The organism is Nostoc sp. NOS(2021) (genome assembly GCF_017115025.1).
Taxonomy (GTDB): domain Bacteria; phylum Cyanobacteriota; class Cyanobacteriia; order Cyanobacteriales; family Nostocaceae; genus Nostoc.
In genome coordinates, this window is the sequence record NZ_JABXKM010000293.1 from 1 (window position 1) to 15,425 (window position 15,425).

General features: G+C 42.0%; 14 protein-coding genes and 1 tRNA gene. 6 read left to right on the forward strand and 9 right to left on the reverse strand.

Annotation, left to right across the window (positions count from 1 at the left end; all coding sequences use genetic code 11):
• Positions 1-54: 54 nt before the first annotated feature.
• From HWQ41_RS28640 to HWQ41_RS28680, 9 genes are all read right to left on the reverse strand, one after another.
• Positions 55-1,191: a citrate synthase gene (locus HWQ41_RS28640; protein ID WP_292770613.1), complete on the reverse strand. Its 1,137-nt coding sequence runs from the start codon at positions 1,189-1,191 to the stop codon at positions 55-57.
• Positions 1,192-1,298: 107 nt separating this feature from the next.
• The gene (sixA, locus tag HWQ41_RS28645; protein ID WP_292770615.1) at positions 1,299-1,793 is read right to left on the reverse strand and encodes a phosphohistidine phosphatase SixA; all 495 of its coding nucleotides are present in this window, start codon (positions 1,791-1,793) and stop codon (positions 1,299-1,301) included.
• Between the two features lie 82 nt (positions 1,794-1,875).
• Positions 1,876-2,067 (reverse strand): hypothetical protein, encoded by a 192-nt coding sequence (locus HWQ41_RS28650; RefSeq protein ID WP_292770617.1) that lies wholly within the window; start codon positions 2,065-2,067, stop codon positions 1,876-1,878.
• A gap of 39 nt (positions 2,068-2,106) precedes the next feature.
• Positions 2,107-2,367, reverse strand: a complete 261-nt coding sequence (locus HWQ41_RS28655; protein WP_292770619.1) for a hypothetical protein — start codon at positions 2,365-2,367, stop codon at positions 2,107-2,109.
• Entirely contained in the window at positions 2,364-3,428 is a 1,065-nt protein-coding gene (locus HWQ41_RS28660; RefSeq protein ID WP_292770621.1) for a hypothetical protein, read from the reverse strand. Before HWQ41_RS28660 ends, HWQ41_RS28655 begins: the two co-directional genes overlap by 4 nt.
• Positions 3,425-3,835: a RusA family crossover junction endodeoxyribonuclease gene (locus HWQ41_RS28665; RefSeq protein WP_292770623.1), complete on the reverse strand. Its 411-nt coding sequence runs from the start codon at positions 3,833-3,835 to the stop codon at positions 3,425-3,427. Before HWQ41_RS28665 ends, HWQ41_RS28660 begins: the two co-directional genes overlap by 4 nt.
• A gap of 144 nt (positions 3,836-3,979) precedes the next feature.
• Entirely contained in the window at positions 3,980-4,432 is a 453-nt protein-coding gene (locus HWQ41_RS28670) for a DUF29 domain-containing protein (protein ID WP_292770625.1), read from the reverse strand.
• 240 nt (positions 4,433-4,672) lie between these two features.
• Positions 4,673-5,956 carry a bifunctional oligoribonuclease/PAP phosphatase NrnA gene (locus HWQ41_RS28675; protein WP_292770627.1) on the reverse strand — a complete coding sequence of 428 codons (1,284 nt, stop codon included), beginning with the start codon at positions 5,954-5,956 and terminating at the stop codon, positions 4,673-4,675.
• A 671-nt stretch (positions 5,957-6,627) separates the two neighbouring features.
• A complete protein-coding gene (locus HWQ41_RS28680; protein ID WP_181928621.1) occupies positions 6,628-7,125 on the reverse strand; it encodes an HNH endonuclease in 498 nt (165 codons plus the stop codon).
• A gap of 955 nt (positions 7,126-8,080) precedes the next feature.
• Between HWQ41_RS28680 and alr the strand changes: the two genes are divergently transcribed.
• From alr to HWQ41_RS28710, 6 genes are all read left to right on the forward strand, one after another.
• Positions 8,081-9,268, forward strand: coding sequence for an alanine racemase (alr, locus tag HWQ41_RS28685; protein ID WP_292770629.1), 1,188 nt, complete (start codon positions 8,081-8,083; stop codon positions 9,266-9,268).
• 185 nt (positions 9,269-9,453) lie between these two features.
• Positions 9,454-9,535: transfer RNA gene (locus HWQ41_RS28690), tRNA-Leu, on the forward strand.
• A 959-nt stretch (positions 9,536-10,494) separates the two neighbouring features.
• Positions 10,495-11,562: a response regulator gene (locus HWQ41_RS28695; RefSeq protein WP_292770631.1), complete on the forward strand. Its 1,068-nt coding sequence runs from the start codon at positions 10,495-10,497 to the stop codon at positions 11,560-11,562.
• A gap of 66 nt (positions 11,563-11,628) precedes the next feature.
• Positions 11,629-12,006 carry a response regulator gene (locus tag HWQ41_RS28700; RefSeq protein ID WP_292770633.1) on the forward strand — a complete coding sequence of 126 codons (378 nt, stop codon included), beginning with the start codon at positions 11,629-11,631 and terminating at the stop codon, positions 12,004-12,006.
• Between the two features lie 4 nt (positions 12,007-12,010).
• A complete protein-coding gene (locus tag HWQ41_RS28705) occupies positions 12,011-12,508 on the forward strand; it encodes a chemotaxis protein CheW (RefSeq protein ID WP_292770635.1) in 498 nt (165 codons plus the stop codon).
• 62 nt (positions 12,509-12,570) lie between these two features.
• Positions 12,571-15,423 (forward strand): methyl-accepting chemotaxis protein, encoded by a 2,853-nt coding sequence (locus tag HWQ41_RS28710; RefSeq protein WP_292770636.1) that lies wholly within the window; start codon positions 12,571-12,573, stop codon positions 15,421-15,423.
• Positions 15,424-15,425 lie beyond the last annotated feature (2 nt).

Consider the following 15,425-nt stretch of genomic DNA (forward strand, 5'->3'; position numbering starts at 1 on the left):
GGACTGGGAGAATAAACAATGCCCAATGCCCAATGCCCCCTGCCCAATGCCCATTTACCGTTTGTCAATGGGGGTATAAGTAACTTCGTGCAGACCGTTGTAAACCTGGGTAGGACGGAAAATCCGGTTTTCTGCTAGTTGTTCTTTCCAGTGGGCTAACCAACCGGCAACACGGGCGATCGCAAATATTGGCGTAAACAAGTCTGTAGGAATCCCCATCTTCCTATACACCAAACCAGAGTAAAAGTCAATATTAGGATAAATCCCTTTACTACCAAGTTTTTCCTCTACTACTCGTTCCATCTCTTGAGCAATGTCATAGAACTTGTCATGCCCAAACTTTTCAAACAGCTGTTCTGCTAGACCTTGTAAAATTGTGGCTCGTGGGTCTTTCACTTTATAAACACGATGTCCAAAGCCCATAATCTTCGCTTTGCGTTGCAGACAATCCTCTATGTAGGGACGGACATTTTCCACAGAGCCAATTTTTTCCAACATCTGAATTACTTCTTCATTCGCTCCACCATGCAGGGGACCTCCCAAAGTTCCCACGGCACTAGCAACCACAGCGTAAGGATCAGTCAGGGTGGAAGCTGTCACCCTAGCACTGAAGGTAGAAGCATTCATTGTATGCTCCACTTGAAGTATCAAGCAGATATCAAAAACTCGCGCCATCAGAGGATCGGGTTCTTTTTCATCGAGCATGTATAGAAAGTTGGCGGAATAGTCTAAGTCATCACGGGGACGTACCGGATCATTGCCTTTTCGCATCAGTTGGAACGCCGCCACCATCGTGGGAATGGTTGCTATCAGGCGCACCACCGAATCTCGAATGTAGACAGGATTATGTAAATCGCGGAGCGAATAAAACAAGCCTAAAGCAGCAGCAGAGGCTTGCAAGGCATCCATTGGGTGACCGCTTTCTGGAAAGCATTTCATCATGTCCCGAATGCGGTATTTTATTCGCCTGTGGTAACGAACTTCATGCTCAAATGCTTTCAGTTCTTCCTTGGTTGGAAGTTCGCCCCAGATTAAGAGATAAGCAGTTTCCAAGAATGTACTTTTTTCTGCTAGTTCTTCAATCCGGATGCCACGATATTCTAGTATTCCCTTTTGCCCATCAACATAGCTGATACTTGATTGGGCGGCGGGAATGCCTTCTAAACCAGGCTTGTATTCGCACACCATCATGGCAACACCATTCGCTTTTTGAAATATCTGATCAAGCTAACTTACCAGAAATTATTGTCACCATAACAGTAGCCATTCTAACAACAATTGGAAATGTTGAAAAACTGTTATAGCAGGTACTTGGGTGGTGTCAACCAAAACATCTGACTACGACCCAGAGGAGAACCTGTTTCTGGTAGTTTTATCCCAATCATACCTGCTTTTTTCAAGACTAAGCTGGCTTTGACTTCCCCCCAGAGGAGATTTTCTGCCCAATTGGTCAAACCAGGTTCATGTCCAACCAGCGCCAGTTGGGTATTTTGGGAATAATTTCTTGGCTTTAACCAGTCTTTGAGCCAACTAGAAATTTCACCATCGGGGGCGAGGTGGCTAGATTCCTCTAACTGGGAGCTTAGTTTTTCTTCTATAAGGATTTCAGCCGTTTGGCGGGCACGCACTAAGGGACTGGTGAGAATAAAATCAAAGTTTAAACCTAATTTAACAAGTTTCTGGGCAACTTTCTCAGTTTTTTGCCGTCCTTCTTTGGTAAGGTTGCGCTCCTCATCCTTGATGCCTAATCCCTTGTCTTCGGCGATGCCATGACGAATTAAATATAGTTCCATACTTTTAGTTTTATTAGCGTAGTGGGGCGTAGCCCGTGCTTAGTTAGGAGTTACGCTTGGTGTGAATTAACCTATCCTAATCTTAATCATTTAAATCTTGGCGATCGCTCCACATACCAATAAAGTTATCATTTATCAAGTCAATATCTGGCGACTGGGAGGCAGGTTCAATTACTGCATATCTTTGTCGCAAAAAAGCAATAAAGTCGATTACTTGACGCTGTGCTTCAGCAGGAAGGGATAAAAACTCATTTAACAATTCTTGCTGTGTCATTTTATATCCACCCTTCAAAGCATAACTACTGTTATAACCCTATTTACCACTGAGCAATTTGTCGTATTCTGGATGTGATCCAATCCAAAACCAGACAAAATTACCATCTTCTTCTATAGCAAGCGCCCGATAATGTATACCAATACGCACTGACCAAAACTGACCGACTTTTTTGAAATGCAATGATGGATACTTAGGATTTTCCCGAAGCAACTCATAACATCGGTCAGCAAGCTGTTGGATATCAATTGGTAACTGGCGATAGTAATACCAAAAATCAGGGGTTGCTCGATGTTTCACAGGTCAGTACAACGCCCTTCTCGCAGATGTTTGAGTGCTTTCTGTGCTAATGCATCTAACCGACCTTCAGCTACATCTTTTTCAATCTGTTTATCCCAAGCTGCTGCATCGAATTCTGCAAACCAGGTACGAAATGCGGCGAGATCCTCTGGTGAAAGTTGACTAACAGCGAATTCGACGTTTATAACCTGTTCGTCGTTTACGTTTAATTCCTTCTTTAGTTTCTCATTTCTTAAATCTCCATTTAATTCTAGTGCTAAAAGAAGGCTTGTCTTATTCTTTAAATCTGTCATTAATTCTTGTTGTTTATCCAAGGTTGCTGCATCGAATTCGGCAAACCAGGCACGAAAAGCAGCTAGATTCTCTGATGAAAGTTGACTAATATCAAGTTTGACTTTCCATTCCGCTAATAATTCACGAACCAAATTGTCAAAATTATGTACAACTGGCAAAGTTAGGTTTTCAATGTATCCGTGAGCAAGACGGTTCCGAACTTTAAAACAAGCTTGAGCAAGGTCAAATTGAGAGATTGATAACTCTCCCAAAGAGTACAGATGTCTTAGTAATCCTATGACTGGGAAACGTTCAATAGGAATTGACACATCGATTGCTCTCTTTCTTAACGCCCCCTCAAAAGTACTCCACAGCAAAAGAAAGGCTGCTTTAAAGGCTTGTATTTCATCATTCTCAATCAGCCTATGAGCTTCGTGAAAACGATCAGTTAGCTCTTGCCATGAAGGAAGTTGTTCGGATGTTCCATGTAACGAGTTGGCTTCTATGTCTTCAAGTGTTAGCAATAAAAAACGCCAGCCAGGATGTTTACTCACTTCCTCTGCTAAAGCCTGTAAACGATCAACTGACACTCGTTTGATGCTGGTTTTTACTTCAATTACCAAACCTGAGCCATCTTTAATAGCAATCATATCTGGCTGGTAGTTACCCAAGTCGAATGGTAATTCATCTGTTTTGGGTTCACTGAAAACACGAAATCCTTGACTTTCGTACTTCTCTGCCAAAGATTTTAACTTTTCATCATATAGAGTTTTAGCATTGTTAATCATAAGTATTTTTCCAGTGGTTGAGATTCACTTACTTTTACATAAACACACTCTTTACCAGTGATGACAGCACGCTGTAATAAGGAAGGTAGACTTTTAATCTCAATCGGGTCAGACATAAACCGACGATGACTATCTACATCTGATACTAAACTATCATCTTCAAAAACTAAGTCTACAAGTGCATCCTGAATTGGCTTGATAATGTTATCGATGTCAGCCGGAAACTCATCACAAAGATAAACTAGCGTCAGTTGTAGCTCGCTATCTTTAATTGGATTATTCTCTTTCCAAACCTTTTGGGCTTCAACGCGCACAAAATTCTTCCATGCCTGAAGATTTTCTTTTTTCTTTGTCTGTAACGAAACAGGCCGTCTGGGAATGAGAAATTCAAAAGATATTACTCGCATTCCAAGTACATATCTTGATAATTAGTTAACAAACTTACAGCAATTTTCACAACTGACTCCTGATAATATTGGGCATATCTACACTTATACAAAAATTCTACATAGTTATTCGTCAGCGTTAGGATAAAAGTCTAAGTCTAAAATCTAATCGACAGAAAACGGACAGCCGATCGCAAAGTCATCCTCTGATAAACCAGTCTCCACCATTGCCTCTCGCCGCGATCGCTGATAAGTAATATTAATCCACTCGGCATCATTTAAAAAACGGCGCAAGCTGGGACTTTCTTGTAGCAATTCATCTATATTCAGTCGCTCACGGGTAATGGTCACTTGCCAACTGCGGCTGCGGCGTTCGGGTTGATACTTCCACTTCAGCAAATCCGACAACACCAACCGCAACGCACTCTGCAAGGCACGCTGTTGACTCTTACCCAAGTCCACCACTTCCTCAACTAAGTGTTCTAAATCCAGCGTGTCCCAGTGGTGCGTAGGCGTAGCCCGTCGTAGACATCGTAAAAGCTCTGCTGTCTGCTCTACCCAAGCATGAAAATCTTGCTCATACAGAGTTTGTAACATTTGGAGTTCTATAGACTTCATGGCGCTTCTTCTTCGCAAATAAAATAGGTACGCGCAAGTTAATTTTATTTGTGCCTATCTACTTAACATTAGGTACGAACTACATCCTCAATCAGTTCAGCCTCTGTGAGAAGACAAAGATTCCCGACTTTTCTAAAAAGTCGGGAATCTGTTGATCACGAATGACTTAGGGATGCTATCTGACCAAACACTTTGACTGCTGCATGAGTTAGGAGTTATCCTCATCTCCTTAATCTCCCTCTATTCTGACTGAATCGGATGATCTCTAGGGTTGACTAACCTCAGCAGCTTTTGCTTAATTTGAGCGTCGAATACTTCCCATTTCATTTTTGCATAGGCGGAATTTTCGTTGCTGCCAGATAAGAAGCCCATCGGAATTTCAAAGCCGCCTGCGCTTGTCCTTCCACCACCGAAAAAGCGCCCTGCACTATCTTGTCCAAAGGCTTCTTTGATAAATTCATCGGGGTCAAGGGTGAGTTTGCTGGTTCTCAGGGAACCAATGACTATTTCCAGTTCTTCGTCTTCGTCATGAACAATGCCATAAACTACGGCGGTGTGAACGTTTTCTTCGGTGACGAGAAAATCAGCCGCTTGGGGGATGGCGTCACGGTCTTCGTAGCGTAAGTAACCGACACCAGCAATGGAAAAGTTATTTTGCACGATGCGGTTTTTGAGCGATCGCTCGATCACATCCATTACCCGCTTGGAACGGTTCGCCTGTAAAATGGCGTTTAGCAGTTGGGCATCATAAAATCGGCTTAAATATGCCGCTGCCATAAAGTCTTCTTCTTGGGCTTGCATGAGCCGATTTGTATCCGATCGCAAGCCATGCATCAAGGCAGTAGCGCATTTGACGTGTTGATTTATGCTGCTATCTAATGCCAATAATCCCGTTTGGAGGTATTGAGTAAAAATTGTTGCCGTCGCTCTTACATAAGGACGGATATCCTCAAATTCTGATTGGAGATCACCTTGTATACTGTGATGGTCGATGAGTACCACTAGGGGAATTCTAGCCTGCTGCACTGATGATAGTAGCTGCGAAGTCGTTCCCTGGTTATCAATGAGTACAAAACCTTGATAAGATGACAAATCTTTGGTTTTCAAGGTTTGCGGCGTCCAGCGTTGGATAGGTAAGTTAGTTAGCCTCACCAAGGCAATATTCTCTTGATGGCTCAATGCGCCAGCATAAATGATTTCACATTTGATATCATATTGCTGGGCAATCAACTGGTAAGCCCAGGCACAGGAAAGGGCATCAGGGTCAGGAAAATCTTGTAGAATTACCAGCTGGCGATCGTGTCGGTGTGCCAAAAGGGTTTTTTGCAGTTCTTCTGACTTTTGTTGTGCCAGAGAATTACCACGGTGACTGAGATATATAGCTCCGTCACCTACCGATGGCGGTAATGACGGACTCTTAAATGCAACTTCCACTGGCGCTTTCTCGATTTCAGGTTCCTCTGGGTTTCGCTCTGTGGTCAATGACAAACTCTCAAACTGAGTAACGGGAGAATTCAAGTACATAGGGAACTTTTTTAAAGTGTAAGGCTCCTTTAATTCAGAAATACTACGAGCAGCAATTCACTGAATTTAGCCACATTATTATGATCTTCGCAAAAATATCAAAACATTGCACTATACATCTAAGTATATTTTTTGTCAGTAACAGCGCTTAACATCAACTAAATTCCACTAGAGGGCGTATAACTCCTGGAAACGAGGAAGTTTAGTATATGGGCTGTAAGTAAGTCGGCATAAATCTCTTTTAGGAGCTTTTTTTGTCTTACGTAAATTGAATCAGCAGCATTTTTATCTTACTTAGGGTATACCTTCTATCTTAGACTTTCGGGTTATTCCTTGATATTTGAAATATTCTTATGCTTAATACTCTCATTATTGGGGATTATTGAGCAATTAACAATTATTTTTAATGAAGAACGTGTGTTTCCTGTCCCCTTTGAAAATTCTGATTATTCTCAGTAGCGTTGGCTGCTGTCTTTCTTACCTGGATTTATCCAGACTACTGTGTTGGTTTCTGCCGAAAAATGTGCATCACAAAGACTGGACAAACCTGCTCCTACAGACAATTTGTTACAGCAAATGTGTCCAACACATCTTTAGCCATACTTTAAAAGTAAGCACAAACGCAAACCTGTGACTATTTCTTTATGCTTTTAGGATTAGGTTACGTCATGTCAAAGACCTATAACATACTTTTGCCATTCTGTGTGCAGTCCACTCTTAAGATGTTTGCTAACCTCGAAATAGAGACTGCTATAAGGTTGGCGGGGGGGATGACGTAAAGGCATATGGGCTTCGTGAGGAGTCCGACTGCCTTTTTTGACATTGCAACGGACACAAGCGGTAACAATGTTCTCCCAGGTATCGCCGCCGCCGCGCGATCGCGGTATTACATGGTCTAGGGTCAACTCATCCCCTGTGTAACCACAGTATTGACAGGCATGACCGTCACGGTGCAATATATTTCGGCGAGTCAGAGGAATTTCTTTATAAGGAACGCGTACATAATGACGCAACCGGATCACGGTCGGCAGCGGGAAATCCGAGTAAAGGAATTTACCGTTGTGTTCCACGCGTTCTGCTTTGCCCTTGATTAACAGAACCGCAGCGCGACGCCAGCTCGTTATATTGAGAGGTTCGTAAGAGGCGTTTAAGACTAAAACCTTCCCCATTTATCTGCGCTCAGGGTATTAGCTTTACATAAATGTTAACACAAATACACCCTGCTAGGGAGATGAGAATAAATTATACTTTCGGGATAATTTGGAAATTAAGTTATGAGTTGAGAGTTAGAAGTTAGGAGTGAGGAGTTAGGAGTTTGGAAGTAAAACTTCTAACCTGACGCAAAAAAACTTACCGTAGGCTAACGCAATCGCGCAGCGTCTCGTAGAGAAGAATGCAGCGAAAAGTCGAGGCAGTCGCTGGGGTTGTGTTAGGCGCATGTTTCGATATGATTTATAACGAAATACATGGCTTTAGCCTAACGCACCATACCATATATAGCGGTGCGTTAGGCTAAAGCCGTAACACACCCTACTTAAGAGGTTGTTTGAAAAGTGTTTCACTGTGACTTTAAGCACTTTTAGATCCCCCCTAACCCCCCTTAAAAAGCTACGGTGTACACACAAGTCGAAAAAAGCTCGATTTTCTATTGTTCCCTCGTTCCCATGCAGAGCATGGGAATGGCTGATTAGGGGCTGCTGCCTCCAGTTAAATATTGAGTCAGAGACTCAATGAATGCATTCCCATACGGAGTATGGGAACGAGTCAAACCTCATCAAGCTAGGTTTTTAGGACTTGTGTGTACACCGTAGCCTTAAAAAGGGGGAACCGGAGTCAAAGTCCCCCACTTTATCGGGGAGCCACTGCGTTGGGCGGGTTTCCCGACTTGAAGCACGTGGCGTGGATTTAGGGGGATCTAGAACGTTTTGCTACCGACAAGAGGACTTTTCAAACATCCTCTAAGATTTACTCCTAATTCATAACTCTTAACTTTTACTCTAGTACCGCAACATCTTGTATCAATTCCAATATGAAGGTTAAACTTCCTATTTAATCTGATCTCGCTTTTAGGAGCGTGTATAGATAGATAATTTGGAAGTTTAGCTGTGGTGGGAGTCAGTACAAATGTTAAGTCGCAAGCAAATCCCTGGTGTAGTTCCTAATCAGCAGTGCGATACCTACGCGTGGTTTTCGCAACGAGCCTGGGTAGAAATTGATTTAGGGGCGTTGTCGTACAATGTACAGCAATTGGTGCAGTTTTTATCGCCGCGTACCCAGTTGATGGCAGTAGTAAAAGCTGATGCTTATGGACATGGAGCGGTAACAGTCGCCCAAACTGTAATCCAATCAGGAGCTAGTTGGCTGGGAGTCGCTACAGTTCCAGAAGCTATTCAATTGCGAGAAGGCGGGATTCAAGCGCCCATTTTGATTTTAGGGGCAACTCATACACCAGAGCAGATTTATGCGATCGCACACTGGAAACTTCAGCCCACACTCTGTAGCCCTAAACAAGCTTTGGTATTTTCCGACACTTTAGAATCCATGAACTATGGTTCCCCCATACCCGTACACATCAAATTAGACACGGGAATGTCTAGGTTGGGAACTAATTGGCAGCAAGCTGGCGAATTTGTGCAATTAGTGCAACGCTTACCACATCTTGACATTGCCAGTATTTATTCTCATTTGGCAACAGCAGATAGTCCTGATCCGACGACAATGAAAGAACAGCATAAACGATTTGAGTCAGCGATCGCTCAAATCAAAGCAATGGGAATCCAACCGCCCTGCTTGCACTTGGCAAACTCAGCAGCTGCACTCACAGATAGGGCATTGCACTACGACATTGTACGAGTAGGTTTAGCCGTTTACGGACTCTACCCAGCAACCCATTTACAAAATGCGATCGACCTCAAGCCCGTTTTGCAACTTAAAGCACGAGTCACCCAAGTTAAAACAATTGCCGCAGGAACAGCTGTTAGTTACGGCCATCAATTTATTGCCCCGCGTGAACTTCGCCTCGCCGTCGTGGGAATTGGCTATGCTGACGGTGTTCCTCGCAGTCTTTCCAACAAAATGCAGGCATTAATTCGCGGTCAGCGGGTGTCGCAAATCGGGACAATTACAATGGATCAGTTGATGCTAGATGTGAGTGCTATACCCAATATCCAAGAAGGAGAAGTAGTCACCTTGCTAGGGGAACAGGGAAAAGAACAAATTTCAGCAGACGATTGGGCAGAACAACTAAATACTATTTCTTGGGAAATTCTCTGCGGGTTCAAGCATCGTCTGCCTCGTGTTGCAGTCATGTAATGGGGCATGGGGCATGGGGCATTGGTTATTAATTCTTCTCCCTCATCTCCCCCTGTCTTTTTATTTTCTACCAGACGCTGCGCGTAGCTTGCTTCCCTGTAAGGGTACAATTTTGAATTTTGAATTGATTTCTCCCCCTTCCCATAAATAATTTCTTATGGTATGATAATAAACTGATGCGTGATGCGGATGTGGCGGAATTGGCAGACGCGCTAGATTTAGGTTCTAGTTCCGAAAGGAGTGAAGGTTCAAGTCCTTTCATCCGCACTTCTAATAAATTAAATTGCCTTATTTAGGCTGGTACTGATACTTGAGTTAAAACTTCAGGGATAGTTACCAGCCTATTTAAATATTGCCTAAATAAAAGTATGTTCAGCCAGCATAGTTTCAAATATAACAGGATGTTTGAAAAGTTGTTTGTGATGTATCAAAGACTTGCAGATCCTCCTAAATCCCCCTTAAAAAGGGGGACTTTGAGAAAGCTTTCCCCCCTTTTTAAGGGGGGTTGGGGGGATCAAAAGCTTGTGGGGCAACTATAGAAGACTTGTGTACACCACCGTAGCTTTTTAAGGGTGGTTAGGGGGGATCTTTGTACAACTTGATACTTTATAAACATTCTCTAAAAAAGGTGGATTTAATAACCTACAATTTTCGTAGGTAGGTGCGTTACGTGTCTAACCCACCATTCCGAGTGCTTTCGGTACGTTACGCTGTCGCTACAAAAGATAAGTTTTGCATTCTGTTTAATCTACGTTTTTAAGTGTAAATATTAAAAAATAAATTTATTATTGCCAATAAATCAGTATTATTGCTGTGGTCAAGTTGAAGTTACTCGACGCAAGGTGGCTTCATACTGTCCTTACCTGGTTCAAAAATAAATTTTACTTAAGTGTAAATACAGAAGTTCAAATATATTACTGTCAATAAAATCAGTATTATTCCTGTGGTCAGATCGGGGTTACTCAATGGAAAGTGGCTTCATCTACTCTTGGCATTTTTATGTCTTATTCTCGAAAGATGTTTATAAATCTCAGTAACAGTAAGTAAATTAATCACAATTTACGAATTTACTAAGATTTGCTCATCTGAAAATAACGCTACTGTCGTTGAGTTTCACCACAAAGCTAGATGCAAACTGATGTACTTTAAAATACAAAAGTTTGATGCTTTTTACTTGATTTCAATTGTGGAATAACTGTATTGAATTTAGCTGAAGTAAAAGCAAAATGAGCACAACTCCTATAGGTAGCTACAGGTTGTTCCAGAAACTACATCCGCTATCTCTGTTGGCACAATTAACCAGTCGGCACGCCACAGGTTGCTTAAGGGTATTTACTGGGATAGTTTCTTGGTCAATCTATCTAGAGGACGGTAAACTTACTTATGCCTCCTATTCAGATAAACTATTTGAGCGCCTTGACAGTCATTTGCGCCGCTTGAGTCAGCAAATTCCTGCTCTCAACAGCGCCACTCGCGTGCAGATGCGGCTGATGTTTGAAACGAATAATGAACATCAATCAATAGCAAATGCGGATTACCAAGCTATTTGTTGGTTAGTAAATCAGGACTATATCACCTCTGTGCAAGCAGCAAGCCTGATAGACGAATTGGCAAAAGAAGTGCTGGAATCATTTCTATGTTTAAAAGAAGGTAGCTATGAATTCAGTCCAGAAAACTCTTTGGGTGAACTACCAAAGTTCTGTCGCCTAGATTTGCGGTTACTTGTTGAACACTGTCAAAAGCAGTTACGAAATCGGCAAAATATCCAGTCATCAATTCCGGCTGGTAGGGGTTCCCAAATTTTGTCTACAACACAACCGTCTCAAGTTCAGCCACAACTGCAAATAAAACTTGGGCAAAAATTGCCGAAACCAATCAATTTTGATATTCCTGAGAATAATAAAACTACTCAGCCACCTGTTGGCAAAAAACTATATACAATTGCCTGTATAGATGATAGCCAAACAGTTTTGAATTCCATCAAACACTTTTTGGATGAAAACACATTTTCAGTTGTGACGATCAACGATCCGGTAAAAGCTTTAATGCAAATTCTTCGGAGTAAGCCCGATCTGATTTTGCTAGATGTTGAAATGCCAAGTTTAGATGGTTATGAGCTATGTTCCTTATTACGGAAACATTCAGCTTTTAAAAATACACCGATCATTATGGTAACAGGTAGAACAGGATTTATCGACAGGGCAAAGGCTAAGATGGTCAGGTCATCAGGATATTTGACAAAGCCTTTTACACAATCAGAATTACTAAAAATGGTTTTTAAACATCTTGGTTAATTTAAACAAGAGAAATAAAAATAACAAAGTTAATATGTTTAATTTATTTTTTTAGGAGATTTAATAGTGAGCCTGACTTTGCTTGGCACAATTATGATTGTAGAAGATTCTCCCAGTGAATTGGAATTAATGAGCCATTATCTTAAAGAGAGTGGTTACAACGTAATTAAAACTTCTGGTGGAAAAGAAGCTTTAGAAAAAGCTGTGTTAGAAAAACCAGATGCGATCGTTACTGATGTAGTAATGCCAGAAATGAGTGGATTTGAATTGTGTCGTTCTCTGAGAAGAAATCCGATAACGGCAAAAGTGCCGATTGTGATTTGTAGTTCAAAAAATCAAGAAATTGACCGTTTGTGGGCGATGAGACAAGGCGCAGATGCCTATATAACTAAACCTTACACCCGTGAACATCTCTTACGTACTATTAAATCAGTGGTAATTTGAATCAATGACTAATACAAACATTACTCTTTCTTCAAAACCAACCCAAAATAACTTAGCAGATGGTTATCTTAAGTTTCAATTAAATCAACAAACTACTGCTGTTTTATCAATGAGGCATACGCAAGAAGCAATTATTGTGCCTGTTGAATCTATCACCTCGATGCCCAATATGCCCCCCTGCATATTAGGCTTAATGAATTGGCGGAGTCGGATAATTTGGGTAGTTGATTTGCCAAGAATGCTCAATTTAGAATCTCTAGATTATCGACTGCGACAGTACAATGCGATCATTATTCGAGTGGAATCATTGGTGTTAGGCTTAGTTGTGCAAGAAATCAAAGGTACAACCAAGTTTGTAGCTGATGCTATTCATTCTCCTATAGGACAAGTAGCATCCAGTTTAGTTCCTTATTTATGTGGGTGCGTTGTGCAACAGCAAGAAATATTACTGGTATTAGATGCCCAGGCGATTGTGCAGTCTTCTATTCTCCGCAGTGATTAGGGTGTACTACTAAAAAAAAGATTTTTAGTATTCTTATTCACATACTTAGGAGAACTACTTTTATGTTTAATAAAACCAACACGAATCAAGGTAGTGGCGCTCAAAATCGAGCATCACTGGTTTCATCCCAAAAAGCGATTGGGACTGTCGTAAAGCTACCAAATAAGGCGACTACTGGAACTGCTAATAATTTTTCTTTGAATCAGGCTATTGCCTATTTTACCAGGCTGGGATTGGTTAAGAAAGCGACTATTTTGGCGATCGCAATCGGTACAATACCAGTATTGGGCATAGGCGCGATCGCTTTTAGTTTTGCCAACAAATCAATTACTAAGCAAATTACCCAGTCTCAACAAGCCGAAGCCACTGGCTTAAGTGATAAAGTTAACCGTTTCATGTTGGAACGTTACGGTGATATTCAGGTAATATCAAGTTTGCCATTTTTGACAAACTCCCAAGCTAGTGTCAGTATAACTACCCAAGAAAAGCAAGTAGTTTTAGATCGGGTTGTTGAAGCTTATAAAGCTTATGACAGTGTTGCTGTTTTTGATCGCCAAGGTAACTTGATTGTGCAATCCACAGGCGAACCCCTAGACAATCAAAAAGACCGTAAGTATTTTCAAGAAGTTTTGCAAAAAGATACTCCTGTGATCAGTAAACCGGAAGCAGCAAAAAATACAGGTGTAGTGAGTATTTATATAGCTGCACCCGTTCAAGAGACAAGGACGGGCCAAACTATTGGTGTGGTACAAGCACGTATGCCCGTAAAATCTTTAGAGGAAGTAATCAAAAACTACGTAGCCAATGGACAACAATACCATTTGCTCGATGGTGCGGGAACAGTTTTCTTAAGTCCACAAAAGGGATTATTGGGGAAATCGGCAAAGGGAGAGTATTCTAGTTTACCTAAACTGCTGGCAGCCAAGAAGGTAGATAGTTTTATAGAAGTACCCAAAACTGACAAAAAAGAAGAACTAGTCAGCTACGTACCAGCCAGTAAGCTAGATGGCTTGCCTGATTTAAACTGGCAGGTACTTTTATCCACAGACACCGCAATTGTATTTGAGCCGCAAAGACAATTATTGTGGACTATAGCCATCGGTACAGCACTGACAGCATTTATTGTGGGTGCGATCGCATCTCGGTTAGCTAAACTGACTACACAGCCAATTCTGAATGCAAGTGCCGCATTAGCCAAGCTAGGTCAAGGTAAATTCAATACCCGTCTGGAAATCGAAACAGAAGACGAATTAGGGTTATTGAGTGCAAATATCAACCACATGGCCGAACAATTGCAGGTCTTAGTTAAGGAACAAGAACTGGACGTTGAAGGGGCAAAATTACTAGCAGATATTACCCTACGGATTCGGAGAATTCTCAAAACTGAAGATATTTATCACGCAGCAGTCAGGGAAGTTCACCGAGCGCTAAAAACAGACCGGGTAATCATTTATAGTCTGAATCCAGATACTTGGGATGGTGTTGTCGTTGCTGAATCGGTAACTGATAATTGGCCAAAAATGCTCGGTGTGCAAATTAACGACCCCTATTTTCGGGAACATTATATAGAAACTTATCACGATGGACAGGTGCAAGCGATCGGCGGAGTCCTTGCAGAACGCATCACCAATATTTATCAAGAGCAAAGCCTGAAAAATGCGGACGGTTACATCCAACTGTTAGAAAAATTTGCTGTCAAAGCTAATTTGATCGTACCGATTTTTGCCCAAGAGCAACTTTTAGGCTTATTAATTGCTCATCATTGCGAAACTCCTCGTGTTTGGCAACAGCCAGAAATTGACTTGTTTGAACAGATAGCAACTCAAATTGGCTATGCCTTAGAACAAGCCAAGTTATTAGAAGAGATAGAACAAGCCAGAAATGTTGCCGTAATCGGGTCAGATGACGAACGGCAACAAAAAGAAACACTGCAACAGCAACTTTTAGAACTGCTCAGTGATGTAGAAGGTGCAGCCAGAGGCGACTTGACAGTGCGTGCAGACGTGACCGCTGGGGAAATAGGCACTGTTGCCGACTTTTTCAACTCCATTGTGGAAAGCCTCCGAGATATTGTTACCCAAGTTAAACAAGCTGCTACCCAGGTGAATACTGCCATTGGCTCTAATGAAGGAGCGATCCGCGACTTAGCAGAGGAAGCACTCACACAAGCTGCCGAAATCAACCGCACCCTCGATGCTGTTGACCAAATGACCCAATCCATGCAAGCTGTAGCCGAAAGCGCCGAAAAAGCTGCCTTCATTGCCAACCATGCTGCTCACACCGCTACTAAGAGTGGACACGCGATGGATTTGACAGTCCAAAATATCCTGTCTTTGCGGGAAACCGTTGGTGAAACTGCTAAAAAAGTGAAACGCCTTGGAGAGTCTTCTCAACAAATTTCCCGCGTGGTGTCCTTGATTAACCAAATCGCTATTCAAACCAACTTACTCGCCATTAACGCCGGCATTGAAGCAGCGCGTGCAGGTGAAGAAGGTCAAGGTTTTGCCGTAGTTGCTGAAGAAGTCGGCGAATTAGCAATACGAAGTGCCGCCGCAACCCAAGAAATTGAACACATTGTTGAAAATATCCAACGAGAAACCAGTGAAGTGGTGCAGGCGATGGAAATAGGAACCACCCAAGTTGTGGAAGGTACTCGCATTGTGGAGGAGGCTAAACAAAGTCTGAGTCAAATTTTGGATGTATCGCGTCAAATTGACTCCTTAGTACAGTCGATTTCCACTGCAACTGCATCTCAGGTAGAAACATCGCAAAGTGTCAGCCAATTGATGAAAGATATCGCTGCTGTATCACAACGCACCAGCGATTCTTCTCGCCAAGTTTCCGAATCTCTGCAACAAACTGTGGAGATTTCCCAACAGTTGCAAGAGACTGTCGAGACTTTCAAAGTTAGTTAGTG

What these genes read in the sequence shown, in the direction of transcription:
- HWQ41_RS28640 (WP_292770613.1), bottom strand. Translation starts at nt 1,191, where the DNA reads ATGATGGTGTGCGAATACAAGCCTGGTTTAGAAGGCATTCCCGCCGCC.
- sixA (WP_292770615.1), bottom strand. Translation starts at nt 1,793, where the DNA reads ATGGAACTATATTTAATTCGTCATGGCATCGCCGAAGACAAGGGATTA.
- HWQ41_RS28650 (WP_292770617.1), bottom strand. Translation starts at nt 2,067, where the DNA reads ATGACACAGCAAGAATTGTTAAATGAGTTTTTATCCCTTCCTGCTGAA.
- HWQ41_RS28660 (WP_292770621.1), bottom strand. Translation starts at nt 3,428, where the DNA reads ATGATTAACAATGCTAAAACTCTATATGATGAAAAGTTAAAATCTTTG.
- HWQ41_RS28665 (WP_292770623.1), bottom strand. Translation starts at nt 3,835, where the DNA reads ATGCGAGTAATATCTTTTGAATTTCTCATTCCCAGACGGCCTGTTTCG.
- HWQ41_RS28670 (WP_292770625.1), bottom strand. Translation starts at nt 4,432, where the DNA reads ATGAAGTCTATAGAACTCCAAATGTTACAAACTCTGTATGAGCAAGAT.
- HWQ41_RS28675 (WP_292770627.1), bottom strand. Translation starts at nt 5,956, where the DNA reads ATGTACTTGAATTCTCCCGTTACTCAGTTTGAGAGTTTGTCATTGACC.
- HWQ41_RS28680 (WP_181928621.1), bottom strand. Translation starts at nt 7,125, where the DNA reads ATGGGGAAGGTTTTAGTCTTAAACGCCTCTTACGAACCTCTCAATATA.
- alr (WP_292770629.1), top strand. Translation starts at nt 8,081, where the DNA reads ATGTTAAGTCGCAAGCAAATCCCTGGTGTAGTTCCTAATCAGCAGTGC.
- HWQ41_RS28695 (WP_292770631.1), top strand. Translation starts at nt 10,495, where the DNA reads ATGAGCACAACTCCTATAGGTAGCTACAGGTTGTTCCAGAAACTACAT.
- HWQ41_RS28705 (WP_292770635.1), top strand. Translation starts at nt 12,011, where the DNA reads ATGACTAATACAAACATTACTCTTTCTTCAAAACCAACCCAAAATAAC.
- HWQ41_RS28710 (WP_292770636.1), top strand. Translation starts at nt 12,571, where the DNA reads ATGTTTAATAAAACCAACACGAATCAAGGTAGTGGCGCTCAAAATCGA.